At 71.0% G+C, this 23545-nt stretch carries 22 protein-coding genes and 2 pseudogenes; 12 read left to right on the top strand and 12 right to left on the bottom strand.

Annotation, left to right across the window (positions count from 1 at the left end):
* Positions 1–13: 13 nt before the first annotated feature.
* From ABZX65_RS07200 to ABZX65_RS07190, 3 genes are all read right to left on the bottom strand, one after another.
* A complete protein-coding gene (locus tag ABZX65_RS07200; RefSeq protein WP_355335853.1) occupies positions 14–637 on the bottom strand; it encodes a hypothetical protein in 624 nt (207 codons plus the stop codon).
* Positions 638–729: 92 nt separating this feature from the next.
* Positions 730–1284, bottom strand: a complete 555-nt coding sequence (locus ABZX65_RS07195) for a hypothetical protein (protein ID WP_355335850.1) — start codon at positions 1282–1284, stop codon at positions 730–732.
* A complete protein-coding gene (locus tag ABZX65_RS07190; RefSeq protein WP_355335847.1) occupies positions 1284–2297 on the bottom strand; it encodes a hypothetical protein in 1014 nt (337 codons plus the stop codon). The genes ABZX65_RS07195 and ABZX65_RS07190 overlap by 1 nt, the downstream gene beginning before the upstream one ends.
* Before the next feature lie 251 nt (positions 2298–2548).
* On the opposite strand from ABZX65_RS07190, the gene ABZX65_RS07185 reads away from it, so the two are divergent.
* From ABZX65_RS07185 to ABZX65_RS07170, 4 genes and pseudogenes are all read left to right on the top strand, one after another.
* A complete protein-coding gene (locus ABZX65_RS07185) occupies positions 2549–3856 on the top strand; it encodes a helix-turn-helix transcriptional regulator (protein WP_355335844.1) in 1308 nt (435 codons plus the stop codon).
* 8 nt (positions 3857–3864) lie between these two features.
* Positions 3865–7107: a TIR domain-containing protein gene (locus ABZX65_RS07180; RefSeq protein WP_355335842.1), complete on the top strand. Its 3243-nt coding sequence runs from the start codon at positions 3865–3867 to the stop codon at positions 7105–7107.
* A gap of 87 nt (positions 7108–7194) precedes the next feature.
* A pseudogene (locus ABZX65_RS07175) lies at positions 7195–7290 on the top strand (IS5/IS1182 family transposase); the annotation flags it as partial.
* Positions 7291–7629: 339 nt separating this feature from the next.
* Complete coding sequence (locus ABZX65_RS07170; RefSeq protein ID WP_355335839.1) at positions 7630–8448, top strand: hypothetical protein; 819 nt, start codon at positions 7630–7632, stop codon at positions 8446–8448.
* Positions 8449–8609: 161 nt separating this feature from the next.
* Here ABZX65_RS07170 and ABZX65_RS07165 read toward each other — a convergent pair whose 3' ends face one another.
* The 3 genes and pseudogenes from ABZX65_RS07165 to ABZX65_RS07155 form a co-directional block, all read right to left on the bottom strand.
* A complete protein-coding gene (locus ABZX65_RS07165) occupies positions 8610–8990 on the bottom strand; it encodes a Rid family hydrolase (protein WP_355335837.1) in 381 nt (126 codons plus the stop codon).
* On the bottom strand, positions 8987–10114 hold the full coding sequence (locus ABZX65_RS07160) for an enolase C-terminal domain-like protein (RefSeq protein ID WP_355335835.1): 1128 nt from the start codon (positions 10112–10114) through the stop codon (positions 8987–8989). Before ABZX65_RS07160 ends, ABZX65_RS07165 begins: the two co-directional genes overlap by 4 nt.
* 163 nt (positions 10115–10277) lie before the next feature.
* Positions 10278–11036 (bottom strand): annotated as a pseudogene (locus tag ABZX65_RS07155) (creatininase family protein); the annotation flags it as partial.
* 41 nt (positions 11037–11077) lie between these two features.
* Between ABZX65_RS07155 and ABZX65_RS07150 the strand changes: the two are divergent.
* A complete protein-coding gene (locus ABZX65_RS07150; RefSeq protein WP_355335832.1) occupies positions 11078–12049 on the top strand; it encodes an ROK family protein in 972 nt (323 codons plus the stop codon).
* Positions 12050–12123: 74 nt separating this feature from the next.
* On the opposite strand, the gene ABZX65_RS07145 is transcribed toward ABZX65_RS07150, so the two are convergent.
* The 5 genes from ABZX65_RS07145 to ABZX65_RS07125 are packed head-to-tail and all read right to left on the bottom strand — an operon-like array spanning position 12124 to position 17336.
* Positions 12124–12948 (bottom strand): ATP-binding cassette domain-containing protein, encoded by an 825-nt coding sequence (locus ABZX65_RS07145; RefSeq protein WP_355335829.1) that lies wholly within the window; start codon positions 12946–12948, stop codon positions 12124–12126.
* Positions 12945–13859: an ABC transporter ATP-binding protein gene (locus ABZX65_RS07140; RefSeq protein WP_355335826.1), complete on the bottom strand. Its 915-nt coding sequence runs from the start codon at positions 13857–13859 to the stop codon at positions 12945–12947. The genes ABZX65_RS07145 and ABZX65_RS07140 overlap by 4 nt, the downstream gene beginning before the upstream one ends.
* Positions 13856–14764, bottom strand: coding sequence for an ABC transporter permease (locus tag ABZX65_RS07135; RefSeq protein WP_355335823.1), 909 nt, complete (start codon positions 14762–14764; stop codon positions 13856–13858). Before ABZX65_RS07135 ends, ABZX65_RS07140 begins: the two co-directional genes overlap by 4 nt.
* Positions 14761–15765: an ABC transporter permease gene (locus ABZX65_RS07130; RefSeq protein WP_355335820.1), complete on the bottom strand. Its 1005-nt coding sequence runs from the start codon at positions 15763–15765 to the stop codon at positions 14761–14763. Before ABZX65_RS07130 ends, ABZX65_RS07135 begins: the two co-directional genes overlap by 4 nt.
* On the bottom strand, positions 15762–17336 hold the full coding sequence (locus ABZX65_RS07125) for an ABC transporter substrate-binding protein (RefSeq protein WP_355335818.1): 1575 nt from the start codon (positions 17334–17336) through the stop codon (positions 15762–15764). The genes ABZX65_RS07130 and ABZX65_RS07125 overlap by 4 nt, the downstream gene beginning before the upstream one ends.
* A gap of 54 nt (positions 17337–17390) precedes the next feature.
* Between ABZX65_RS07125 and ABZX65_RS07120 the strand changes: the two genes are divergently transcribed.
* From ABZX65_RS07120 to ABZX65_RS07110, 3 genes are all read left to right on the top strand, one after another.
* The gene (locus tag ABZX65_RS07120; RefSeq protein ID WP_355335815.1) at positions 17391–18311 is read left to right on the top strand and encodes an IclR family transcriptional regulator; all 921 of its coding nucleotides are present in this window, start codon (positions 17391–17393) and stop codon (positions 18309–18311) included.
* A 116-nt stretch (positions 18312–18427) separates the two neighbouring features.
* The gene (locus tag ABZX65_RS07115) at positions 18428–19438 is read left to right on the top strand and encodes a serine hydrolase domain-containing protein (RefSeq protein ID WP_355336419.1); all 1011 of its coding nucleotides are present in this window, start codon (positions 18428–18430) and stop codon (positions 19436–19438) included.
* A gap of 121 nt (positions 19439–19559) precedes the next feature.
* Positions 19560–20075, top strand: a complete 516-nt coding sequence (locus ABZX65_RS07110) for a hypothetical protein (RefSeq protein WP_355335812.1) — start codon at positions 19560–19562, stop codon at positions 20073–20075.
* 121 nt (positions 20076–20196) lie between these two features.
* Here ABZX65_RS07110 and ABZX65_RS07105 read toward each other — a convergent pair whose 3' ends face one another.
* Positions 20197–20640 carry a hypothetical protein gene (locus ABZX65_RS07105; protein WP_355335809.1) on the bottom strand — a complete coding sequence of 148 codons (444 nt, stop codon included), beginning with the start codon at positions 20638–20640 and terminating at the stop codon, positions 20197–20199.
* Positions 20641–20757: 117 nt separating this feature from the next.
* Here ABZX65_RS07105 and ABZX65_RS07100 point away from each other — a divergent pair, with 117 nt between their 5' ends.
* The 4 genes from ABZX65_RS07100 to ABZX65_RS07085 all read left to right on the top strand — a co-directional run.
* On the top strand, positions 20758–21699 hold the full coding sequence (locus ABZX65_RS07100) for a LysR family transcriptional regulator (protein ID WP_355335807.1): 942 nt from the start codon (positions 20758–20760) through the stop codon (positions 21697–21699).
* Between the two features lie 121 nt (positions 21700–21820).
* Complete coding sequence (locus ABZX65_RS07095; RefSeq protein ID WP_355336418.1) at positions 21821–22390, top strand: SigE family RNA polymerase sigma factor; 570 nt, start codon at positions 21821–21823, stop codon at positions 22388–22390.
* A complete protein-coding gene (locus ABZX65_RS07090) occupies positions 22387–22890 on the top strand; it encodes a PASTA domain-containing protein (RefSeq protein WP_355335804.1) in 504 nt (167 codons plus the stop codon). Before ABZX65_RS07095 ends, ABZX65_RS07090 begins: the two co-directional genes overlap by 4 nt.
* A 167-nt stretch (positions 22891–23057) precedes the next feature.
* The coding region (locus tag ABZX65_RS07085) for a putative T7SS-secreted protein (protein ID WP_355335801.1) at positions 23058–23545 on the top strand (488 nt) is incomplete at its 3' end.

The raw sequence follows: 23545 nt of genomic DNA, 5'->3' as shown, positions 1-23545 counted from the left end.
GGCCCGCTCGGGGTCAGATACCTGACCGGATGGCGGGCAGCGCGTCCGCCACATTGGACGACACCTTGCGACCGAACGGCGTCTCGGACCGGACGAGTTCCTCCGCCAGTCGGGACGGCTCGATCCACACATGCGGCAGCTCCAGATCGAGCGCGGCGACACGGTTGAGGAAGTAACTGAACTCGTAGGCGGTGTAGCTGTTCGACGTCTTGGAGAACTTGAGGGAGTAGTTCGTGTAGAACGGTGTCCCGCTCCAGGTCCCGTTCAGGTCGGCGATGACGTTGTTCACCCCGGTCTGGATGGCCGATACGTAGGCGTCTTGGCGGCCGACGCGCAACTGTTCCAATGCCTCTGAGAGCGCACGGAACGTGGATCCCTCTGTGAGCGCCAGGACCGGGCGGGTGCCGCCGTCCGGGGCGGCGGCCAGTTCGTCACGGGTGAGGATGAGCGACGCGTAGGGGAACATCCAGGTATCCCAGGTACCCGCCGGGTGCGGATCCACCACGAGGATCTGCCTGGCGTTGTTGACAACCACCTGGGGGGCGGTGAGCGCGTACCTCTGGGGGACGACGGCGGCGTCCAGGCTGTCGTCGTTGAGGTCCGAGTCCTGGTCCCAGGAGTAGTCGGCGTTGGTCATGGGGTCCTCATCTCTGCTTACTGCTTGATGTCCCCGCGGTCCGCGAAGACGTTCTTGTTCTGCGGTTCCCCGGTCTGCGGGGCGGTCGCGCTCTAGGGGCCGCGCAGGTGTTCGATCTCCTGCTGGGCGCGGGTCTGCGCCCGGGAGAGGAAGTCGTCGGTCGGTCGGAAGTCGGGGTTGCCGGTGTACCGGAACAAGGGAGTGCGGGTGCGCGCCGACCCGGAAGGCATGACCTCGGTGAGCGGCACGGGCGATCCTGCCGGAGGCGGATGGGTCTCGGCGGTGAGCACCGAGACCCACACGGTGCCCAGCCCCTGCTGAAAAGCAGCCAGACAGCGGTGGACCCCGTCAAGGATCATCAACCCGTTTGGGTGACGCTCGACCAGCGGGCCGAGCAGCAGTGTGCCGCCGGGGGGCGGGCCGGTGAGGACGGGCCGGTACGGGGCGATCCCGGCTCGGGTGAACGCACGTAGCAGTGCTTGGGCCGATGCGTAGGGGGCGGGTGCGACCAGCCCGATCACGCTGCTGAGGCAGCGGAGACCGACCCGTTCGTGTGTCACCTCAACCGCCCCGAAGCGGTCGCTCCAACACTCGGCCACCGCCTGTCGCCAGGCCCGCGCCGCCAGGTCCGGGGAGAGCGGGGTCATCAGCCACCCTCCGACGGCGCGGGGCGACCGGGGATCGGCCAAGGCGACTCGTCCAGCCGTGAGTCTGCCCCGTCAACCACCGAGAGGACCACCAAGTCGCCTGCGGGGGTGCCTAGATGGCAGAGGTCCCCTGTGAACGTACCCCGGTCGCCCTGGTGGAAGTCGCCACGGTCACGCATGTGACTGACGAGGACTGGGAGCCGGCGGGCCACCTCACCGGGCAGCGCGGCCGAAACTTGTTCGGGGACGATGCCAAGCAGGGTCGGCAGATAAGCGCCGTGCGCGTTCGCCACCACCCGGCCGCTCACCGTCACGCCCCGCAGCAGCGTGCGGGCAGTGGTGAGGCCGGCGAGGGGCGCGTCGGCGGGGTCCTCGTAGCGAAAGAAAGGGCAGAGGATGCCCGCACCGGTGCGCAGCCGGATCCGCCAGTCCTTGCCGTGCTCTCGCAGACGGGCCTCGGGGTGGGCGCAGCCGTGGGCCATCAGCCGTCGGGTGATACGGATGGCCGCTTCCGGACCCACGTCGAACACCACGTCGTAGTCATGCATGCTCCTCACGGTGGGATCCCCTATCTGCAGGCGGGCCGATCCCGTGAGTCCGAGCGGGCCCGCAGGCAGCGTGTCGCCCAGGACGCGGGCCAGCTCGGCGAGATGGGACTCCGCGTAGCGGCGCAGGAAGGAGTCGGGCACCGTGTCGGTGCGCGGGTCGACGGCGGCGGACAGGTGCAGGTCGACCTGGGAGAGCGGCACGATCGACTTCGCTGAGAAGGGGTGCGCGTGATCGAAGCAGGTGCCCGTCGGAAAGCGGACCAACTCCCTCTTCCGCTCGGACATCCCTCGCCCGTCCGCTACGTATGCCTTGCGGTACCGAGACCCGAACAACGCATACCCGCCCGCCGAGGACGGTACGAAGGCCAGTTCCCCGACCACGTGTCCGGGTGGGTGGCAGTGACCGTGCACCGCCAGGATCCGGCCGTCCTTCAGTAAGACGTAATCCTGGTCCCGGATAAGCATCCTGTTCCCTTCAGCGCCGTCCGGGCGCCGCGGTGCCCGGGGTCCGTGATCCCACTCGCATTCCACCTGCGCCTTTCATCGTGTCGGAGGTGGTACCCGCCGATGGTTTTCCGGCGCACTACGAGCTACTGCCCGCGCGACCTGTCGGTCGTGATCCACAGTCCTCCCAGGATGGGCCGATACCGCACGCGTGCCCAGGTATTGCCCGCTAGCCTTGTCATTCGGCAACAGGCAAGACCTTGGAGCGCACCGTGGAATCCTTCGGCACGCGACTGCGCCGGTACCGGGGCGAGCGGCAGTGGTCCCTGTCGGATCTCGCCGCGCGGACGCACTACTCTCCTGGACACCTGAGCAAGGTGGAGAACGGCCGGCGCACGCCAACTCGGGAACTGGCAGCGAGTTGTGACGCAGCGCTGAGCGCCCGTGGCGGCCTCCTCGCGGTGCTAGGTGCGGGCCGAACCGACGACACCGCGCGAAGCGCGGGCGGCCCCGCAGGGTTGGCGTCCGCGGGGGCGTTATCCGACGAGGCCGCCCTGCCCGCACTGCCCGCCACACTGTCCGACGGTGCAGCCACCCCGGTCGTCGCGGCGCTGACAAGCGTCCTGGACGGTCTGCGGGCCACCGCGCAGAGCGCCGGTCCGGGGGCCGTACTGGAGAGTGCGGCCGCACAAGTGCGTGCCCTGCGCGGCATGGCGGCGCACGCCCACGGCGCCGAAGCCGAGCGACTGCTGTCCCTGGCCGGCCGCTATGCGGAGTTCATCGCCTGGATGTGCCAGGAGGCCGATGACGAACGGTCTGCCTTAGCCTGGGCGCGCACTACGACTTCCCTCGCACGGCACGTCGGCTCGCCCGATATGGAGGCCAACGCCGTCCTGCGGCGCTCCCTGCTCGCCCTCTACTGCGACGACGGCGCCGCCACCGTCGAACTCGCCTCCGCTGCGGCGTGCTTCACGGCGTCCCCGGCCACGCAGGTGCGGGCGTTGCTACGCCTGGCCCAGGGCCACGCCCTCAACGGCGACGACCTTCGCTGCCGCCGCGCGCTCGACGAGGCGGACAGCCTGCTCTCCGGCCCGGCCATGCGTTCGCCGGCGGGTCCGGTTCAAGGCTCGCTTCCGGGTACGGCGCCGGCCGGGACCGCCCTCGCCGCCGCGTCGGGCACCATTTATGCCGGCGGTCACGCGAGCAGCCGCTACGGCACCCGGCACGTCGCGGATCCCGCCGCCATGGCGAGGGGCTGGTGCCTCCAAGTGCTCGGCCACCACAAGGAGGCACTCGGTCTGCTGGGTGCCGAGGCGCGGCGCATCCCGGCCCACGCGCACCGGGCCCGAGCTCGGTTCGAGGTCAGGGTCGCGCTCGCCGCGCTCGGCGCCAACGACGTCGACCGGGCGTGCGCCACGCTGCGCGACATTCTCACAGTCGCGCCGGGCCTCGACTCCGCCACCCTTCGCACCGATCTGCGCGGCTGTGTCCGGGCCCTGTCGCGGCACCGCCGCGATTCGACCGTGGCAGAGCTACTGCCTGAGGTCGCCCGTCAGGCGTCCCGCCGTCCGGCCGCGTGACCGCTCCCGTGCCCACCGGCATCTTCATCAACTACCGCGTGGGCGACTGCGAAACGGAGGCGGCGCTACTGCACCGTCTGCTGGCTGACCGGTTCGGCGACGATCAGGTGTTCTTCGCCAGCAGCTCCATCCAACTGTCCGCCGACTTCACCGAGGCTCTGCCCCAGGGCCTCGCCCGCTCCTCCGTCCTGATCGCGCTGATCGGACCGGAGTGGCTGACCGTCACCGACGCCCACGGAACCCCGCGGATCCAGCTGAAGGAGGACTGGGTCCGCCGCGAACTCGCCTACGCTTTTCTGCACGGGATCCATGTTGTCCCCGTTTTGGTCGACCGAGGGCGGCGTATCCGGATGCCCTCGGCCGCCGAACTTCCCGACGACCTGGCCAGGCTGGAACGCTGCCAGTACCTGCGGATGCACTACCAGAACCTGCGGCTGGAGCGCCTCTTCAAAGAACTCGCGGTGCTGACACCGCAGACCTTCGCCCGCCGCGTCTTTCTGCCCGCCGAGGAGCTTCCCCCCGAGCCCATCCCCAGCATGCTGCTGCGAGCTGAGTACGGCGTGGTGCCCTTCCACGGCAGGGAGGCCGAGCAGGAGGAGTTCCGCACCTGGTGCGAGGAACCCGCGGGATCGGCCGTACGTCTGGTCACCGGCCCCGGCGGCCAAGGCAAGACCCGTCTCGCCCTGCACCTGTGCCAACAGGCGACCGACCGGGGCTGGTTGGCCGGGTTCGTCGATGAGTCCTGCGCGCCGGACGACCTCACCGTGCTGGCCCGCTGCACCGCACCTCTCCTGCTGGTTCTCGACTACGCCGAGGCCCGCGCCGAGCAGTTGCTCCTCCTCGCCACCGAGTGCGTACGCCGCGACGCCGAGGCCGGGCCGGTGCGTCTACTGCTGCTCAGCCGCGCTGGCGGGGAGTGGCAGCGCCCGCTCGCCGAACATGCCGACGACCGGGTCGCCGTCATGTTCGGGGCCATGACGGAACGCCGGCTCGCCCCACTCGTACCGTCCGAGGCCCAGCGACAGGCCGAGTTCGTAGGCGCGGCACAGGAGTTCTCGGCACACCTGTCCGGCACCCGCCCTGAGACTGCCGTGGTCCCCGCCGACCTTTACGCCACCCGCTATGACCGAATCCTGGACGTGCATGCCGCCGCCATGGTCGCGCTGCTCGAACAGGACGAGTCGCTGGGCAACGCTCCTCCGGCTTCACCCGACCCGGTGGCTCGGGTGCTCGCTCACGAACGCCGTTACTGGAAAAGGCTGCTGGCGGTACACGGGCTTCCGGAAGACACCTCGCTGCACGCGGACGCGCTCATCGCGGTCGCGACGCTCTTCGGGGCCGGCACCGAGGAGGGAGCGCTCGCCTTGCTGTCGGGCACCCCCACCTTCGAGGACGCATCCGTGCCATTCCGGCGCCGCCATCTGCGCTGGGCCTCGGCCGTCCTCCAAGGCGGCCCCGGACTGCACCCTCTGCGCCCCGACCGGCTCGGCGAAGAACACATCTCGCACGTCCTGGCCTCCCTCCCCGAGGTGGCCACCGCCCCCCTGCCGGGGCTGGATGACGGCCAGGCTCGCCGGGCGCTGACCGTCCTCGGCCGCGCCGCCGTACGTCACCCGGTGGCGGCCCGCGCCGTCGCGGCGCTGCTCGCCCACGACATCGACCGTATGCTCCCCCTGGGCATGGAGGTCGCGCCCCAGTTGGAGAACCCGCGCGTCTTCGCCCGGACACTGCTGGACAGCCTCCAGGCGCACGACGATGACGACACTGTGCGCTTGGTCCTCACCCACCTGCCCGACGAGAGTGTCGCCCTCGCGGACCTGGCAGTGCTCGCCAGCGAACTCACGCTGGACAACGCCAAACAACACGCGTCCATCAGCCCGGCGGCCACCGCCCGCCTGCTGCTGCATTACACCTACCACCTCAAGAGCAGCGGGCGCCGTCGGGAAGGCCTGCGCGCGGCCGAGGAGGCGGCGGGGCTCTTCGAACAGCTCGCGGCAGCCAGCCGCCAGACACATCTGGCCGACCTCGGCCGCGCCCTGCACAGCCTCGCCGTCATGCTTGACGAGACGGGCGAGCGGAAGCGGGGTCTGCGCACGATCCGCCGCGCCGTCGAGGTGCGTAAGGAGCTGTGCCAGCGGAGCGACGTCTACCTTTCCGAATTGGCGCTGTCGCTCGATGTCCTCGGTGCCGACCTCGCCGAAACGGGCAACCGGGCCGATGGCCTCGCGGCTGGCCGTGAGGCCGTACGAATCTTCGAAGGGCTCGCCGCCGAACGCCCAGTGCTGTACGAGGCACAACTAGCGACTGCCCTCGGCAACCTGGCACTTCAGTGGGAACGCTTCGGCGATTCCGGCGAGGCGTGCGCAGTCTCCGCGCGCTGCGTGAACGTATTACGCCGCCTGTCCGATCAGAACCCCGACGCGCACCTGCTCAAGTATGCCGACGCGCTGAACCATCACGCCTCCGCGCTGGTTCGGGAAGGCCGGCGCACGGAGGCGCTCGACCCCGTCGCGGAGGCGGTCGAACTGTTGCGCGGCCTCGTTGAGACGGACCCGGGACTCGCCGAGGACGCTTCCAATCCGAGTGTCCGGCTGGCCTCGGCGCTCGTCAACCAATCGATCGTGCAGTCCGCGAACGGCCTGCAAGCCGAGGCGCTCGCCTCGGCGGTGGAGGCGGTCGAGGCCCACCGGCGCCTGGCCGAGGCCCTGCACGGCGTGTACCGGCCACGCCTGGCCGTCGCGCTCACCACGCTGGCCGCCCGGCACGGCGCGGCCGGCAATCTCAAGGAGGCGCTAGCGGCTGCCGTCGAGGCAGTCCGTATCCGCAGATCCGACGAGGAGGGCCGCCCGGCCGACCTCGCGCACGCGTTGGGCAACCTCGCGGCGCTGCTCGCTCGGGCGAAGCAGTGGCCGAGCGCCGAGCAGACCGCTGCCGACGCCGTGGCGGTCTACCGCTCGCTTCCCGACCTCGACGAGCAGGCCCACGTCGAGGCCCTGGCGAGGGCGCTTCATACCCGCGCCGCGGCGGCTAGCCACGTCGAGGGGGCCACCGACCGCATGATCGAGGCCATCGACGCCTCAGTGGAGCTGCGACGCGCGCAGGCCGCAAAGCGCGGGGGCAGCCACGAAGCGGTCCTCACCAGTGCCCTGTTCGCCCAGGCAGTCCTGCACGAACGGGCTGGCCTGCCTGATGCTTCCGCGATCCGCACCGAGGCGAAGCGCCGGGACGATCTTCAGAAGCCCACGCCCTAAAGGGCGTTGCGGAAGTGTTGGTTTGGGGCCTTCCTCCCGTGTGGGTGGGTGTTGAGGGCTGAGCGGGCGTGGGGCGGTGAGGGGCCGCGGCTGGGGCGGCCGTGGTGTCTGCCGCTGGCCGAGCGGGTACTGCTGGGGGTGGTGTGTTACCGCACCAATCTCACGATGAGGCAGTTGGCTCCGTCAGTTTGGGGGCAACCCCTCATGGGCTCGGATCTCGCGTCCACCACCGGCAGATGGTGACGGATCGCATGGCGAGGACCGGACCGTCGTCCCTCCCTGGCCCCAGCCGTCATAAGGCGTGATCTGCCTGCAGACGGGGCCTCTTGTCCGAGGTGTGGGGCAAGATCGCACGGACGACATGGCCTCGGGGCTCCTGCGGGCCGAGAGAGGAACCTCCGGAGGGAAAGCATGCCGAAGATCTCGAAGGGTCGGCGCGTGGGCCAGGCGGCCGTGAACGCGGTGCCCGGCCTCCTTGAGGTCAAGGGCGGGGAAAAGTGGCGTCGCGCCAACGGCTGAGCGGTGCCTGTCGGCCACCACGGCGACACATGGGCGGACGGGAACGTCCCGGTCTTCTGCGTGGTGTATGAGCCGGACAGCAAGAGGCTCTTCTGGGCGAACGCAACACAGCAGCTCCGCCGATCCGGACCCTTCAAGCGTCCGAAGGCGATCGGTGTCAGCACCAATTCGGTACTGGCTGACGGCACCATGGCGTCGTTCGTCGCACACGCCCGACGCCAGGCTGGACGTTACCGGGGCAGGCAGGCCGCTCTCACCCACCTGGGAGAGATGTCCGGGATCGACTTCGAGCCGACTGACCACGTTATGCACTTCGTCAATGGACTCGACGAGGACCTCATCTTCTGGAAGCGCAGAGGGGACGGACTCGCCACCCTGCTGCACAGCGCACTCGACTGGGAGCCGCATCTGGTGACCCTGGCATCCCTCATGCGCTCCGAGATGCCGCCCCCGGACTGCGGAACGGACGACGGGGCCGCAACGCGTACCTGGAATGACCTCGATCTGTCGTCTGCCGACGACTTGGAATTGAGCAAACCGGAGATCATGTGGGTGGCGCCTTGTTTCATGTCCGCACAGCAGGCAGACGAGGAATCAGATGATCTCTTCGGTTCTGAAGAGTGCGACGGCTGCCCGAGTTGCACGGGCGAAGAGTCCGCGGAGCACGCGAACATTGCTGCGAACTCCTCGACGGATACGTCATCGACCGCATTCTCGCCCGGATCGACGCCGAGCCCGACCTGCTCCGTCGCTCGAATTCGGCCATGCCCGAGAACGGTGGACTTGAACCGGAAGCACGACGGTTGGCGATGTTCTACCTGATCGACTGCGTCTACGTCGGCAGTCCCACACTCCTTCTTGACCAGCAGGTCCGGATCAGGAACGCATGCCGTGGCCCCCGCTGCTCTCAGCGGGGGGCCAACGACGTTCTGGCATGTCGGACAAGGCCGTCGTATGCACCCGACGGCGGAGCCCGGGCGGGGTCAGGTCGGGAGGAGGGCGACGACGTCGATTTCCACGAGGATGTTCATGAGGTCGGAGCCGACGGTGGTGCGGACGGGGTAGGGGGCGGTGAAGAAGGGGCGGTAGGCGGCGTCGAAGGCGGCGAAGTCGCGGTGGAGGTGCTGGAGGTGGACCGTGACCTTGACGACGTCGTCGAGGGTGAGGCCGCGCTCGGCGAGGACGGCGGTGAGGTTGCGGAGGACCTGGCGGGTCTGGTCGCCGACGAGTTCGGGGACCTCGCCGGTGAGGGGGTCCTTGGGGCCGAAGCCGGCCGTGTAGAGGAAGCCGCCGGCGACGACGCCCTGGCTGTAGGCGCCCGCGGGCTGGGGCGCGTGGGCGGTGTGTACCGCTTCCTTGGTCATCCGGTCAGATCCCCGTCCCGCTCGTTGGCCTCGGCGAAGTGGCGCAGCTTGTCCTCGTCCACGCTGACTCCCAGGCCGGGCCCTGTGGGTACTCGCAGACGGCCGTCCGCGAGGTGCAGCGGCTCGATGATGTCATCGGCGTGCAGGTAGTACATGCTGTCGATCGCGCGGGAGAGCACGGGGGTGCTGGAGACGACCGCGAGATGCGCGGCCGTCGCGATGCCCAGCTCACCGCCGCTGTGCAGGTTCATGCCGAGCCCGAACGTCTCGCAGTGGGCGGCGAGCGCCTTGGTGGCGGCGATACCGCCCCACTTGTAGACGTCGCCGTGGATGACGTCGACCGCGTTGAGCCGCATCGCGGGGGCGAAGTCCTCGAACCGTACGACGCACATGTTGGTGCACAGCGGTATCCGGACCTTCGCCTTCACCTGGCTCATGCCCTCGATGCCGACGCAGGGGTCCTCCAGGTATTCGAGGTCCAGCTCCTCGAGGGCGATCCCGGCGCGTACCGAGTCGGGTACGGACCAGGCCGCGTTCGGGTCCACCCGCAGATTGATGCCGGGCAGGGCGGTGCGCAGCGCCCGCAGGATGGCCACGTCGCCCGCGACATCGGTGGTGCCCTTGAGTTTGACGGCGCTGAAGCCGCCCTCCTCGACCACCCGCGTCGCGTGCTCGGCGAGCTGTCCCGGCAGGGCGGCGGCGCTCGCGCCGGGCGCGTCGGCGCGGGTCACCAGGGCGGTGATCGGCACCTCGTCGCGTACGGGACCGCCCAGCAGGTCGGTGAGCGACTGGCCGGTGGCCTGGCCCATGGCGTCCCAGCAGGCCACATCGAGGGCGGCGATCGCCGCGTACCCGAGGTAGCCGTGGAAGAAGGGCACCATGTGCTGCTTGCGGTGGAAGCTCTCCAGGGCGAACGGGCTGGTGCCGATGAGATCGTCGGCCATCGCCCGGACGATCGCCGCGACGGGCCGGCCCCACATCGTCTCGCCCCAGCCCTCGACACCGTCGTCGGTGCGAATCCGCACGACCGTCCTGGTCTCCCCGGTCTTGGTCTCGAAGGAGCTGGTGAACGGGTTGAGCAGGGGCAGATTGACCACCCATACGTCGACGTCAGTGATCTTCATTCTTCTCCTCAGCTCGGATGGTGGCCGCGTCGGGGACAGCGGTGGCCGCGTCGGCCGCGGGGACAGTGGTCACGTCGTCGGCCCTAGGTACGGTGACCGCGTCAAAAGCCCCTGCGATCGCCTCGTCAAAAGGCCCCGCGGTCGCCGCGTCAAAAGCCCCCGCCGTCGCCTCGTCAAAAGCCCTGATCGCCCGCGCGAGCCCCACCGCCCGGTCGGCCAGCAGCCGGCGCCCGGCCCCCGCGTCCGCGCCGGAGGCGTCGTCGGTCGATCCGCCGACCCGCCCCCACTCGCCGTGGCGCTCCACGGTCAGGCCCGGATACGGCGGGTTGTCGAAGAGCGGCGGCGGATCGACCGGGGCGCGGGCGGCGACCGGGGTACGGACGAGCTCCGGGTGGGCGGCGAGCATCAGGGAGGTCTCGAACCAGCCCGCGTGCCCCGGAGTCACCTCGGGCCTGCCCCCGTCGGGCTCGCCGTCACCGGACGTGACCGTCCAGTACGAGCAGGCCGCGACGGTGACGTCGGCGCGCAGCGCGAAGCGCTTCACGGCCAGCCGCATGATCTCGTCGTTGCCGCCGTGCCCGTTGACGACCATGATCCGCCGGTAACCGCTGGTCACCAGGGAGTCCAGGACGTCGTCGAGTACGGCGCCGAGCGTGGCGGCGGACAGCGAGACGGCGGCGGCGAACAGGTGGTGCGGGCTGTGGCCGAACGGGAGGGCGGGCAGCCGTACGAGCTCCGAGGGCGTCGGGTCCCGGTCGAGCAGCGCGGCGGCGGCGTCGAGGACGGCCTCGGCGAGGAGCGTGTCGGTGCCCATCGGCAGGTGGGCGGCGTGCTGCTCCTGCGATCCGATGGGCAGCAGGGCGATTCCGGTCGCCCCGGCCCCGCGGACTTCGCGCCAGGTCAGCCGGGTCAGATCTCTCACAGCGCTACCTCCCGGAAACCGTGTCGTGGCAGAGTCGGCGCATGGTCCATGAAGGTTCTCCGTTGCGGCTGGTGCCCGAGCCCGCGCCGGGGACGGTCGCGCCCCGGCCGCCGCGGACGCTCGGAGCTGTCGAACTGGTGCCCGGACGGGTCCGGGCGGCGGTGCTGACGATGTCCGGCGCGGTGCTGCGCCGGGCCGAGGCGTCGTACGACGCCGCCACGGCCCTGCCCGCCGACATCGACGCGGCGCTCGCGCTGGCCGCCGAGGTCTTCGCCGGGTACGAACCGGTCGGGGTCGGCGTGGCGGCGGCCGGGATCGTCGATCCCGGCGCCGGTCTGATCACCGAGGTCAACGACGTACCGGCGCTGCACGGCTATCCGGTGACCGCCCGGCTCGCGGCGCTGACCGGCGCCCCGGTACGGGTCGAGCACCGGGCCAGGCTCCAGGTGCTCGGCGACCGGTGGTTCGGCGCCGGGCGTGGCCGCCGTACGTTCGCGTCGGTGTCCACCGGTGAGGTGCTGGGCGTCGGCATCCTGTACGACGGCCAGGTGCTGGCCCCGGCCGGCGGGCGCAGCGGCGCCCATATGACGGTGTCGGCCAGCGGCGAGGCGTGCACCTGCGGCGGGCGCGGCTGCTGGAAGACGGTGGCCACCACGCGCTGGCTGCGCGAGCGCGCGCGGGCGGCCGGGCTCGGCGACGGCGCCACCCTCGCCGCGCTGGTGGAGCGCGACGACGAGGCGGCCCGCCGGACGGTCGAGGAGTACGCGGAGAACGTCGCCCTGGGGCTGATCAACGTCCAGCACTTGTTCGCGCCCGGGCTGTTCGTCCTGCACGGCGAGGCGCGCGAGGGCGGCGAACGGTTCCGGACGCTGATCGAGGAACGGCTGCGCTCCGACGTCGCCTCGGCCGGAGCCTCCGCGGGGGCCGAGCTGCCGCAGGTGCTGGTGAGCGGCGCGGCCGTGGACGATGTGGCGCTGCTGGGCGGCGCGGGGCTGGTGCTCTCCCACCTCTAGGACCGGCCCCGTCGCCGAACCCGCCTCCGGACGCACCACACGCCGCACCTCAGGTCCCGCTTCGGACCCCACCTCTAGACCGCCTCCGTACGGGGGCGGGACCGCGTACGGCGGGCGCGGCGCGGGTCGGGTACGGGCACGGCGTCCAGCAGCTGCCGGGTGTACGGGTGCTGCGGATCGCCGAAGACATCGGCCGCGGCGCCGACCTCCACCAGCTTGCCGTGCCGCATGACGGCGACCCGGTCGGCCACCTGCCGGACGACGGCGAGGTTGTGCGAGACGAAGACATAGGTGAGGCCGAGGCGCTGTTGCAGCTCCGCCAGGAGGTCGAGCACCTGCGCCTGCACGGAGACGTCGAGCGCGCTGGTGGGTTCGTCGAGCACCACGAGCCTCGGTTCGAGGGCGAGCGCGCGGGCGATCGACACGCGCTGGCGCTGGCCGCCGGAGAACTCGTGCGGGTAGCGGTCCTGGATCGTCGCGGGCAGGCCCACCGACTCCAGCAGCTCGCCCACGCGTTCGCGGGTACGCGCCCGCCCGCGTCTGCCGCGGGCGTCCGGATCGTGGGTGATCAGCGGCTCGGCGACGATGTCGGAGATCCGCATGCGCGGGTTCATGCTGGAGTACGGGTCCTGGAGGACGACCTGCATCTGGCGCCGTACGGACCGCAGTTGGGCCGGGGAGAGGGCGGCGAGATCCTGGCCGTCGAACCGGACGCTTCCGGCGGTCGGCTCCATCAGCCGGAGCAGCAGCCGGGTCAGGGTGGTCTTGCCGCAGCCCGACTCGCCCACCAGGGCGAGGGTTTCGCCCTCGGTCACGGTCAAGGACACGTCGTCGACCGCCACATGGACCGGCCTGCCGCCGAACTCCTTGCGCAGTCCGTCGAGTTCGAGCAGCGTCATGCCGACTCCAATCGTGGGGTGGCGTCCAGCAGCCGCCGTGTGTAGTCCTCGGCGGGGTGGTCGAAGACGTCCATGACGTCCCCGCTCTCCACGACCCGGCCCGCGTTCATGACCACGACCCGGTCGGCCGTCTCCGCGACGACTCCGAGGTCGTGGGTGATCAGCACGACGGCCATGCCGTGCTGTTCCTGGAGTGCGACGAGCAGGTCGAGGATCTGCCGCTGCACGGTCACGTCGAGCGCGGTGGTCGGCTCGTCGGCGATGAGCACGCGCGGCCGTCCGACCAGCGCCGTCGCGATCATCACGCGCTGGCGCAGGCCGCCGGACATCTCGTGCGGATACTGCCGGTAGCGCCGCTCGGGGTCGGGGATGCCGACCTCGTCCAGCGCGGCGACGGCCGCCTCCTTGGCCTCGGCGCGGGAGACGCCCCTGTGGTGCCTGAGCACTTCGGCGACCTGGGCGCCGACCCGCTGGAGCGGGTCGAGGCTGGTCATCGGGTCCTGGAAGATCATGGCGATGTCGTGGCCGCGGACCGCGCGGAGTTCCTTCTCGCTCACGGCGAGCAGGTCGCGTCCCCCGAAGCGGATCTCGCCGCCCGCGTACACGCACGGCGGCTCGGGGTTGAGGCGGAGCACCGACAGCGCGGTGGCCGTCTTGCCGCTGCCCGACTCCCCCACCACGGCGAGGGTTTCGCCCGCGCCGACCTGGAGGCTGACGCCCTGGACGGCGTGCACGGTGGAGATGTCGAGCCTGAAGTCGACGCTGAGATCGGTGATGTCGAGTACGGGTTCGGGGCGGGCGGGTGCGGCCCCGGCCCGTGTCGTACGGTCGGTCGGCCTCGTAGGGTCGGTCGGCTTCCTGCGGTCGGTCGGCTTCGTAGGGTCGCTCGGCCTCGTGCGGTCGGTTGTCATCGGCGGTACGCCTTCGGGTCCGCGACGTCGCGCAGGGCGTCGCCGGTGATGTTGACGGCGAGCGAGGTGACCATCAGGCCGATGCCCGGGAACACCGCGACCCACCAGGAGGTGCCGAGGTAGAGCTGGCCGTCGGCGAGCATCGAGCCCCAGGTGACGGTCTCCTTGGGCACGCCGAGTCCGAGATAGCTCAGCGACGCCTCGGCGACGATGGCCGCCGCGATGTGCAGCGTGCCGATGGTGGCCAGCGGCGCCATCACGTTGGGCAGCAGGTGGCGGCGCATGATCGCGCCGTCGGTGACACCGATCGCGCGGGCCTCGGTGATGAAGTCGCGCGAGCGCAGCGACATCACCTCGGAGCGCACGACGCGGGCGTACGAGACCCAGCCGGTGAAGCCGAGCACGAGGATCACGTACCAGAGCCCGGAGCCGAGGAAACCGACGACGGCCAGGGCCAGCAGGATGGAGGGGAAGGCCAGTTGGACGTCGGCGAGCCGCATGAGCACCCGGTCGAGCCAGCCGCCGAAGTAGCCGGAGGCGAGTCCGACGGCGGTGCCGATCACTCCGGCGAGCAGCGCCGCGCCCGCGCCGACCAGCAGCGAGATCCGGGTGCCGTAGATGACGCGGGAGAGCATGTCGCGGCCGAGCTGGTCGGTGCCGAGCAGATGGGCGCCGCTGCCCCCGGACTGCCAGGCGGGCGGCTTCAGCCGGAGCAGCAGGTCCTGGGCGTTGGGGTCGTGCGGGGCGATCAGCGGTGCGAAGACCGCGAAGACCAGCATGACCGTGAGTACGGCGAGCGCGACGACGGCGAGCTTGTTGCGCAGCAGGGTCCGCAGGGCGGCGGCGCGCGGGCCGGGCCCCGCCGTCGTCGCCGGTGCGGCGACGGCCGGTGATGTGACGGTCATCGGGACGTCCTCACCCTCGGGTCGAGGAAGCTGTAGGAGAGGTCGACGAGCAGGTTCACCACGACGAAGGTGGCGGCGAAGAACAGCACGGTGGCCTGGACGAGCGGGAAGTCGCGGTGCGAGATGGCCTCGATCGTCAGCTGTCCGACGCCGGGCCAGGAGAAGACCTGTTCGGTGAGGATCGCGCCGCCCAGCAGGCTGCCGACCTCCAGGCCGACCACGGTCACCACCGGCAGCGACGCGTTGCGCAGGCCGTGGGTGAGCACGACCTTGACCGGGCCGAAGCCCTTGGCGCGGGCGGTGCGGATGTGGTCGGAGGACAGGACGTCGATCAGCGAGGAGCGCAGCAGCCGCGCGACGACGGCGACGGAGTACACGGCGAGGGTGACCGCGGGCAGCACGAGGTTGGCGAACGTGCCGTAGCCGGAGGCGGGCAGCGCGTGCAGTCCGACGGCGAAGACCAGGATCAGCAGGATGCCGACCCAGAACGGCGGGGTCGACTGGCCGAGCAGCACGCCGGTCATCACGGTGCGGTCGGAGGCCCGGCCGCGGCGCATCGCCGCGAAGATGCCCGCGGGGACCGCGACGACGAGCGTCACCACCAGTGCGGCGGCGGCCAGTTGGAGCGTGGCGGGCAGCCGGTCGGCGAGCACGGTGCGTACCGGCTCGTTGTAGAAGAGGGAGTTGCCGAAGTCCAGGCGCGGCAGCCCCCACAGGAAGTCGAGGTACTGGGTGAACAGCGGCCGGTCCAGGCCCAACGACCCGCGCAGCACGGCTTCTTGCTGGGCCGTCGCGTCGGGCGGCAGCAGCAGCTTGACGGGGTCGCCGGAGAGCCGGACGAGGAAGAACGAGACGGTCGCCGTGCAGAGCAGGACCAGCAGCGCGGTGCCGAGCCTGAGCAGGACGGTGCGCAGCAGCCGCAGTCCCGCGCGGTCGCGGGTGCGTTCCCGCGGCTCGCCGTCGGCGGCGGACGGCCGCCGCTGGAGGGAGATGTCGGTCATCGGGAGACCTCCGCGCTCGACATGTCGAGGACGCCTGCGGGGCCCGGCTTCCAACGCGGCCGTCGGTTGCGGGCGTAGATGTTGTCGAGCTGGTAGAGGAAGACGAACGGCGCTTCTTGCTGCATCAGCCGTTGCAGGTCGGCGAACGCCTGGGTGCGCTTGGCGGGATCGACGGAGAGTTCCTCGATGTCGACGAGGCGGTCCGCCTCCTTCGAGTGCCAGCGGCTCTGCCTGCGGTCGCTGCGGACGTTCGACTGGATCATGCTCTCGCCGTCCAGCGTCCAGATGGTGCTGGCGGCCAGGTACATCGGGCCGAGCGCCGAGTGGTTGGTGGAGGTGAGCCGGCTGGCGTACGTGCCGGGGTCGAGAAGGCTGACCTTGGCGCGTACACCGGCCTTGGAGAGGAGTCCGGACAGCGCCTCGGCGACGTTGGAGTCGTTGTTGGAGGCGGTGAGCGTGGTGCTGAAGCCGTGCGGGTATCCGGCGTCGGCGAGCAGCGCGCGGGCGGTCTCCACCGAGCGGGTGAACGGCTTGACCGAGGGGTCGAAGCCGAAGGCGCCGTGCGGGATCATCGCGGGCACCTCGCGCGCCTTGCCGCCGAGCACCGCCTTGATCAACAGGGGTACGTCGATGGCGTGGTTGAGGGCCTGGCGCACCCGCCGGTCGCTGAGCGGCCCCTTCTCCAGGGTGTTCAGGGACAGGTACGAGGTGCGGATGCCGGTGTAGGCGTCCAGGGTGACGCCGGGGTAGCCGTCGAGCTGCTGCGCGGCGTCGGGGGTGAGTCCGGCGACGAGGTCGACGCCGCCGCTCTGGAGGGCGGCGAGCGAGGACGAGGCGTTGGGCGCCGGGCGGAAGACCAGTTCGTCCACGTGCGGGCGGCCTGACCAGTGCTTCGGGTAGGCCCGCATGCGCAGTTCGTGGTCGCGCTGCCAACTGACGAACGTGAAGGGCCCGGTGCCGACGGGGTGGGCCGCGAAGCCCCGGTCGCCGACCTCCGCGAGGTAGCGCGGCGGCACGACGACGCCGCCGAACAGGGAGAGTTTGTCGGGCAGGATCGGGTCGTGCAGCGTGGTGTGGACGTCGATGGTGAGCGGGTCGACCACCGAGACGCTCTTCACGTACCGCAGTTCGACGATCGGTGACTTGGTCTTGGGGTCGAGCAGCCGCTCGATGGAGAACTTGACCGCCGCCGCGTCGCACACCTCGCCGTTGTGGAACGTCACGCCGGGGCGGAGCGTGAACCGCCAGGTGCGCTCGTCGCGCGCCGTCCACGTCAGCGCGAGCCGCGGGTGGAGGGTGTTGTCCTGCCCGCGGGTGGTGAGGGTGTCGAACATGTTGATCAGGGCGTTCATCGAGACCATGTCGCCCTGCTTCTGCGGGTCCATGGTCACTGGGTCCCCCGGCTGCGAGACCCGCAGGACGTTGCCCGCGCCGCTCGCCGGGTTGGCGCCGCATCCCGTCAGCAGCCCGGGCGCGGCGATGGCCGGCACGAGCAGGCCGCCGAGGCGCAGGACGTCGCGGCGGCGCGGACGGCTGCGGTCCACGGCCCGCCCTTGACGTATTCGTTCCATTGAACAACACATCCGTTCCGGCAGATGGAATGCGGTTGGGTTAAGCTAAGCGACATGTCGAAAGCGGTCAACACCCGAGCCAGCGAGCAAGAGCCCGCGAAGGGTCCCGTCGACAAGGCGATGGAGGTGCTCGAAGCGCTCGTACAGACCGGTGGCCCGCACCGGTTGGGCGATCTCGCACGACGCACAGGACTGACCAAACCGACCGTCCACCGCCATCTGAGAACGCTGGCCGAGTACGGCTTCGCCCAGCCCGCCGAGGGCGGCAGCTACCGCGCCGGACCCCGGCTGCTCGGGCTCGCCGCCGCCGCGCTGCACGACAGCCGCGACCTCGCGCTCGCCCGCCCGGTCCTGGCCGACCTGCGGCGGCGCACCGGACTGCTCGCGCAGTACGCCGTACGCCACGGCGACGAGGCCGTCCTGCTGGCGGAGTCCGAGCCCGCCAGCGAGTACCGGATGAGCGGGCGGCCGGGCGGCCGGGTCCCGCTGCACAGCAGCGGGGTGGGGCTCGCGATGCTCTCCGCGCTGCCGCCGCACGAGACGGCGGCGCTGCTGGACGCCGGGCCGCTGGCGGCGCGCACCCCGCGCACCCTCACCGAGGCCGCGGAGCTGCGCGCGCTGCTGCGGGACGCGGCGAGCACCGGTTACGCCGTGGACGACGAGTACGACGAGCCGGACGTACGGTCGGTGGCCGCGCCGGTCCTCGACGGCGAGGGGCGGGTGGTGGGCGCGATCGGCGTGCGCGGCCTGACCTTCACGCTGGACGAGCGGAGTGTGGAGATGTTCGGTCCGATGGTGCGGGCGGCGGCGCGGACGGTGTCGGGGGGGCTGGGCGGTGTGGGCGGCCCGGGTCGCGTGGGCGGCTCGGGCGGTGTGTCGGGCAGGGGCCCGGTCGGCGCGGCGGGAGGCATCTTGGGCAGCGTGCCCGCGACGCCGTTTCTTGTGGTGGACACCGAGGCGGGTGAGCTGGCGTGAGCGGGGTCGGGGACGGGGCTGACGCCGGAGTCGAGAGCGGGGCCGGAGTCGGGGCCGGGGCTGGCGTCGAGGCCGGGGTCGGAGTCGGGGCTGGCGTCGGGAGCGCGCTCGGGGAGATCGTCGCCGCCGGGCGTACGCGCCGCGCGTACTCGGGCGCCGCCTGGTCCGTCGGTACGGCGGCGGGTCCGCTGGACCGCGGCTGGACCGGCACCCGCGCCTGGGACGGACCCGCCCTCACCGGCGACGAATTGTGGGACCTGGCGTCGGTGACGAAACCCGTCGTCGGCCTCGCCGTGATGGCCCTGGTCGACCGCGGCGCGCTGGACCTCGCGGGCACCGTCGGACGGTATCTTCCGGCCTACCGGGGCGGCGACAAGGCGGACCTCACCGTACGGCAACTGCTCACGCACACCTCGGGGTTGCCGGGCCAGGTCCAGCTCTACCGCGAACACCCTACGCGCGAGGCCCTGTTGGAGGCGCTGCGCCTCCTGCCGCCGCGCTCGGCGCCCGACACCCGGGTCGAGTACTCCTCCCAGGGCTTCATCCTGCTCGGCCTCATCGCCGAGAGCGCGGCGGGCGAACCGCTGGACGCACTCGTGGACCAACTGGTCTGCGCGCCGCTCGGGTTGAAGGACACCGGCTTCAACCCGGACGAGGCGGGCCGCGCGCGGGCCGTCGCCACCGAGGACTGCCCCTGGCGCGGACGCGTGGTGGCGGGCGAGGTGCACGACGAGAACGCCGTGGTCATGGGCGGAGTCGGCGGCCACGCCGGGCTGTTCGCCCCTCTCGCGGACGTGGAACGGCTCGGCCGGTCGCTCGCGGGCGGCGCGCGCGAACTGCTGCGCCCCGAGACCTTCGCCGAGATGACGGCCCCCCACACCGACCACCTCGCCCTGCGCCGCGGCCTCGCCTGGCAGGGCCAGGACCCGGTCGGCTCCCCCGTAGGCCCCTCCCCCGGCCGCGACTCCTTCGGCCACACCGGCTTCACCGGCACCAGCCTCTGGATCGACCCCGCCACCGCCCGCTACGCCGTCCTCCTCACCAACCGCGTCCACCCCTCCCGCACCGCCGACGGCATCACCGCCGTCCGCCACGCCTTCCACACGGCGGCGGCCACTGTGGAGTGACGGGCCGTCAACTCCCCGTACGACAGGCGCGATACGGACGGCGGCGCGTTACGGACGGCCAACGAGTCCGGTCCCGGCGTCCTCTGGCGCCGCCGTCACGCGATGGCCCAAGGTGGCCCGCATGGACTGGTTGCCACTGCTCTCCACCCTGGCCGGCGCCGCGATCGGCATCGTCGCCACCCTCATAGCCGACCGGAACCGCTGGAGGCGCGAGGACGACAAAGAAGCCCTCCGGCTGCGGCTGGACATCTACACGCAGTACACCAGCACCGTGAAAGTGCTCGGCGAGACCCTGCGGGCCCTGGCCGGACGGGACCACTCCTCCGACGACGCACGGGCGTTCGCGCTGCGCGAAGCCTTCCGGGAGTCAGGCATCGCCACCGCCTCGGAACGCATGTGGCTCATCGCACCCGAACCCGTCGTCAAAGCCTCCAACAACGTCTTCCACTGCCTGCGCCGCATCTGCGACGGCTACGCCGCCGGCACCGCCCTCGGCAGCACCGAAGACCGCGCCCGCTGGGAAGCACGCGGCAAAGCCGCCGCCGACATGCGCAAACTCATGCGCGAGGACCTCCGCGTCGGCCCCCTCACCGAACGCCACACGAGCACCCTCGACGCCGACACCCCCACCGCGTAGGACCCACACGTGCGGCGGTTGGACGTCAGCACCCCCCCTGCGCCGCTGACGTCCAACCGCGGTCACACGTACACCGGTTCAGACCGAGACGGCCGTGATCGGTCGGTGGCGTCGGGCCGGGTCAGTTGGCCTTCCCGTGCTCGGTGGCGCACCACTTGCGCGCGCCGTTCGCGCCGTCCTTCAGGCAGACGGTGATACTGATGGCGGTTCCGCTGGGGATGTTCGCCGAGTCGTTCTGCGCGCAATTTCCATTGGCGCCGTCCGCGTCCTCGACCGTCACGACATTGCTCTTTCCCGAACCGATCCAGATCATCTCCGCGAAGGCGCGATAGCCGTCCGCCTGGATGTCACAGGCAAGGAGGGTGTCGCCCGCGCCGGTGTAATACGCCTCCCCGCCCGGATTGCCGTCCGTGGTGTAAATGGCGCCGGTACCGGCGCTCGCGGGTCCCGCCGCCACGACAGCCGCGGCGGTGGCGACGACGGCGACACCAGCCGCCTGCGCCAACCGGCCCGCCCGGATCCGCCGCCTTCCGACACGTGCCTCCGAGCGCCCACGCAATTTCATCGCGTCCCCTCCCTGGGGCGCACCATGCGCCCCGCGTGACCCAATCGTTTCAAGGGCCATTCGGGAATTCCAGGACGGGGCGATGACACTCAGGCCCTGATCCATAAACTGACGGTTATGACCGAAGCCGAGGACGGTAGCGGCAGGGCGAGCAGGCCGGGTCGGCCCGAACCCACTGTCCACCAGTTACGGCTCCTGCTCGTCATCGCGCAAGAGTTGCATTTCGGGCGAGCGGCGGCGCGGCTGTTCATGTCGCAGCCGGCCCTCAGCAGACAGGTGCGGGCTCTGGAGGAGCGGCTCGGTTTCCCGCTGTTCGAGCGCGGCAGCCGGAAGGTGGAGGCGACCGAGGGCTGTCTGGCGCTGCTTCCCCAAGCGGAGTCCGTGGTACTGGAGATGGACCGTCTGCGGGAGGCCGCGCGGGAACACGCCAGGGCGCCGTCGGGACAACTGGTGGTGGGGGCGATCGGCGCCGAGACGTCAATGCCGCATGCCCGGGCCGTCCTTGACGAACTCCGCCGCCGTTACCCGCGGATCACCGTGGAGATCCGCAACCTCAACTTCGTCGACCACATGACCCGGTTGATCGACGGCGAGGTCGACGTGGTCTTCTCGCGCCCGCCGGTCCCGCCGGGGGTTCAGTCGCTCCACATGGCCAGCGAGGCGCGGGTCGTCTGCCTGCCCGCCGACGACCCGCTCGCGGCCCGCACCTCGGTAGCGCTCGCCGATCTCGCGGGTCGGCCGGTGGTGGACGTTCCTCCCGAAGTACCGCGCCCGTGGTGGGACTTCTGGGTGACCGATCCGCGCCCGGACGGTTCGCCCGTCCGGTACGGCCCGGTCGCGGCCGACCTGGAAGCGCTGCTCCACACCGTTTCGGCCGGTACCGCCGTGGCGTTTCTCCCCGCGGCGGCCCGCGGCTTCTTCCCCCGTCCCGGGGTCGCGTACGTCGATCTGAGCGACGTGGCACCCTGCACCTCCGCCCTGGCCTGGTCGGCCGCCTCCCGAACTCGCCCTGCTGTGGCGGCGATCCGGCAGGCGGCGTCCGCCGTGCTCGCGCGGTAGGCGACCGGCCGTACCCGACCGGAGAGGCCAGATCCGTGATCCAGGTCACACCGGGGCCGTGCAGCAGACGGGGCCGCTTCCACGTCAAGGAGGGGTGACAGGAAGGGAGGAGCGTGTGGATCTGGAACTGGCAACCGAGCGGATACCGCGTACGGAACTGAGCGGGCCCGAGCCGGTGGAGAACGACTTCCACGCCTTCGTCGTCGCCCGGTCGGCCGTACTGTTCCACGGCGCGCTCGTCTTGACGGGAGACCGGCAGACGGCGGAGGACCTGGTCCAGGAGACTCTGGAACGGGCGTGCCGCAAGTGGCGCACCATCGCCGCCAAGGACTCCCCGGACGCGTACGTACGGCGGATCATGGTGAATCTGGCCAACGACAGATGGCGCAGATTCCGCCGTACGGTCCCGTATCAGGACGGCGTCGACAGGGCCGCTCCGGGGGACCAGTACGGACAGGTGGACACCCGGGACCAGTTGGTCCGCGCTCTTCAGGGTCTGCCGATGCGCATGCGGACGGTCGTGGTGCTGCGGTATTTCCACGACCTGTCGGACGCCCAGATCGCAGCCGATCTGGGGATCTCGCTGAGCACCGTACGGTCCCAGCTCACTCGCGGAATCGACAAGCTCAGAGGCCGGTTCCCCGCGCCCTCCGCCCCTTCGCCGCCGCAGCCCACGGAAGGAACACGATGACGTCACACGGTTCGCGGCCTTCCGGCTGCACGGGTTACACACCCTTCGAGCAGGAACTGGTGAACTCCATGAACGACTTCGTCAACGGCGCCGAGGCGCCGCACTTCGACACCGCGGCCATCGCGCGCGGGGCCCGTCGCAAGCGGGCCACGGCCATCGCCGGTATCGCCACCGCCCTCGTCGTGGCCGGCACCGGCACCGCCCTGGCCATCGGCACCACCGGCGGCTCGCACGACTCGCGGCCCGCCGCCCACACGTCCGCCACGACCGACAAGAACCGCACCACCGTGCAGTACGGCGAGATTCCCATCCAACTGGCGGGCTTCACGCTCGACTTGGCCAGGCCCGTCCTGGTGGACAAGGCCCAGCTCAAGATCGGCCGGGTCATCAAGACGGCCTCCCCCGGCTGCAAGCCGGGCACCGTCATCGCCGTCTCCCCGCACGCCCCGACCGTCGTCCACAAGGGCGACACCGTCAATCTGACCCTCTGCGCGGGGTGACCTGACGGATCGTCACAGGGGTGGTGGCCCCGCCGATACCGGGGCCACCACCCCTGCCCCATGCTACGGAGCGACCGGCTCGGGCCGGGGCGCCGGGAACTATGAGTTGCCCGTGGGACGTCGGAGTGGGCAGGGGCGTCTTTCGAGGGCTGTGGGCCGTTGGAAGGATGGGGGCGTTCGCCGAGGCTGATGGGGGTGCTGGCGGGGTGACGGGGCGTCCGACGGATTGGGATGTGCTGGATCTGGACCGGGATCCGGTGCCGGGTGATCCGTTCGAGGTGAAGGAACTCGCGCGGAAGCTGGGGGATTTCGCCGATGATGTCGCCTCGGCGCTGCGGTCGGTGCGGGGTCTGAGCGGTGACACCGTCGTCCAGGAGTGGGCGGGGCTGTCGGGTGACGCGTACCGGCAGCAGTTCGGGGATCTTCCCGGTGAGCTGGACAAGCTGGAGCGGTCCTACCGCCTGGCGTCGGGTGCTCTGGATGATTACTGGCCGAAGCTGGAGACGGCGCAGGGTGACGCGGACCGGGCGCTGGCGCAGGGGCGCACCGCCCGCCAGGAACTGGACACCGCGCAAAGCCAGTTGACGAACGCTGATGCGTGGGTGAAGCGGGCGCAGGACAAGTCGAAGTCCTACCAGGAGGACCCGAAGCCGGA

The sequence above is a fragment of the Streptomyces sp. NPDC003300 genome, assembly GCF_040610915.1.
In the GTDB taxonomy this organism is placed as follows: domain Bacteria; phylum Actinomycetota; class Actinomycetes; order Streptomycetales; family Streptomycetaceae; genus Actinacidiphila.
The sequence above is the reverse complement of the archived record's forward strand: the minus strand, read 5'-3'. Positions and strand labels throughout refer to the sequence as shown.

Excerpts from the sequence above, each read along its gene's own strand:
- ABZX65_RS07200 (WP_355335853.1), bottom strand. The coding sequence starts at position 637 with ATGACCAACGCCGACTACTCCTGGGACCAGGACTCGGACCTCAACGAC.
- ABZX65_RS07195 (WP_355335850.1), bottom strand. The coding sequence starts at position 1,284 with ATGACCCCGCTCTCCCCGGACCTGGCGGCGCGGGCCTGGCGACAGGCG.
- ABZX65_RS07190 (WP_355335847.1), bottom strand. The coding sequence starts at position 2,297 with ATGCTTATCCGGGACCAGGATTACGTCTTACTGAAGGACGGCCGGATC.
- ABZX65_RS07165 (WP_355335837.1), bottom strand. The coding sequence starts at position 8,990 with ATGACCAAGGAAGCGGTACACACCGCCCACGCGCCCCAGCCCGCGGGC.
- ABZX65_RS07160 (WP_355335835.1), bottom strand. The coding sequence starts at position 10,114 with ATGAAGATCACTGACGTCGACGTATGGGTGGTCAATCTGCCCCTGCTC.
- ABZX65_RS07150 (WP_355335832.1), top strand. The coding sequence starts at position 11,078 with ATGGTCCATGAAGGTTCTCCGTTGCGGCTGGTGCCCGAGCCCGCGCCG.
- ABZX65_RS07145 (WP_355335829.1), bottom strand. The coding sequence starts at position 12,948 with ATGACGCTGCTCGAACTCGACGGACTGCGCAAGGAGTTCGGCGGCAGG.
- ABZX65_RS07140 (WP_355335826.1), bottom strand. The coding sequence starts at position 13,859 with ATGACAACCGACCGCACGAGGCCGAGCGACCCTACGAAGCCGACCGAC.
- ABZX65_RS07135 (WP_355335823.1), bottom strand. The coding sequence starts at position 14,764 with ATGACCGTCACATCACCGGCCGTCGCCGCACCGGCGACGACGGCGGGG.
- ABZX65_RS07130 (WP_355335820.1), bottom strand. The coding sequence starts at position 15,765 with ATGACCGACATCTCCCTCCAGCGGCGGCCGTCCGCCGCCGACGGCGAG.
- ABZX65_RS07125 (WP_355335818.1), bottom strand. The coding sequence starts at position 17,336 with ATGGAACGAATACGTCAAGGGCGGGCCGTGGACCGCAGCCGTCCGCGC.
- ABZX65_RS07120 (WP_355335815.1), top strand. The coding sequence starts at position 17,391 with ATGTCGAAAGCGGTCAACACCCGAGCCAGCGAGCAAGAGCCCGCGAAG.
- ABZX65_RS07110 (WP_355335812.1), top strand. The coding sequence starts at position 19,560 with ATGGACTGGTTGCCACTGCTCTCCACCCTGGCCGGCGCCGCGATCGGC.
- ABZX65_RS07105 (WP_355335809.1), bottom strand. The coding sequence starts at position 20,640 with ATGAAATTGCGTGGGCGCTCGGAGGCACGTGTCGGAAGGCGGCGGATC.
- ABZX65_RS07100 (WP_355335807.1), top strand. The coding sequence starts at position 20,758 with ATGACCGAAGCCGAGGACGGTAGCGGCAGGGCGAGCAGGCCGGGTCGG.
- ABZX65_RS07090 (WP_355335804.1), top strand. The coding sequence starts at position 22,387 with ATGACGTCACACGGTTCGCGGCCTTCCGGCTGCACGGGTTACACACCC.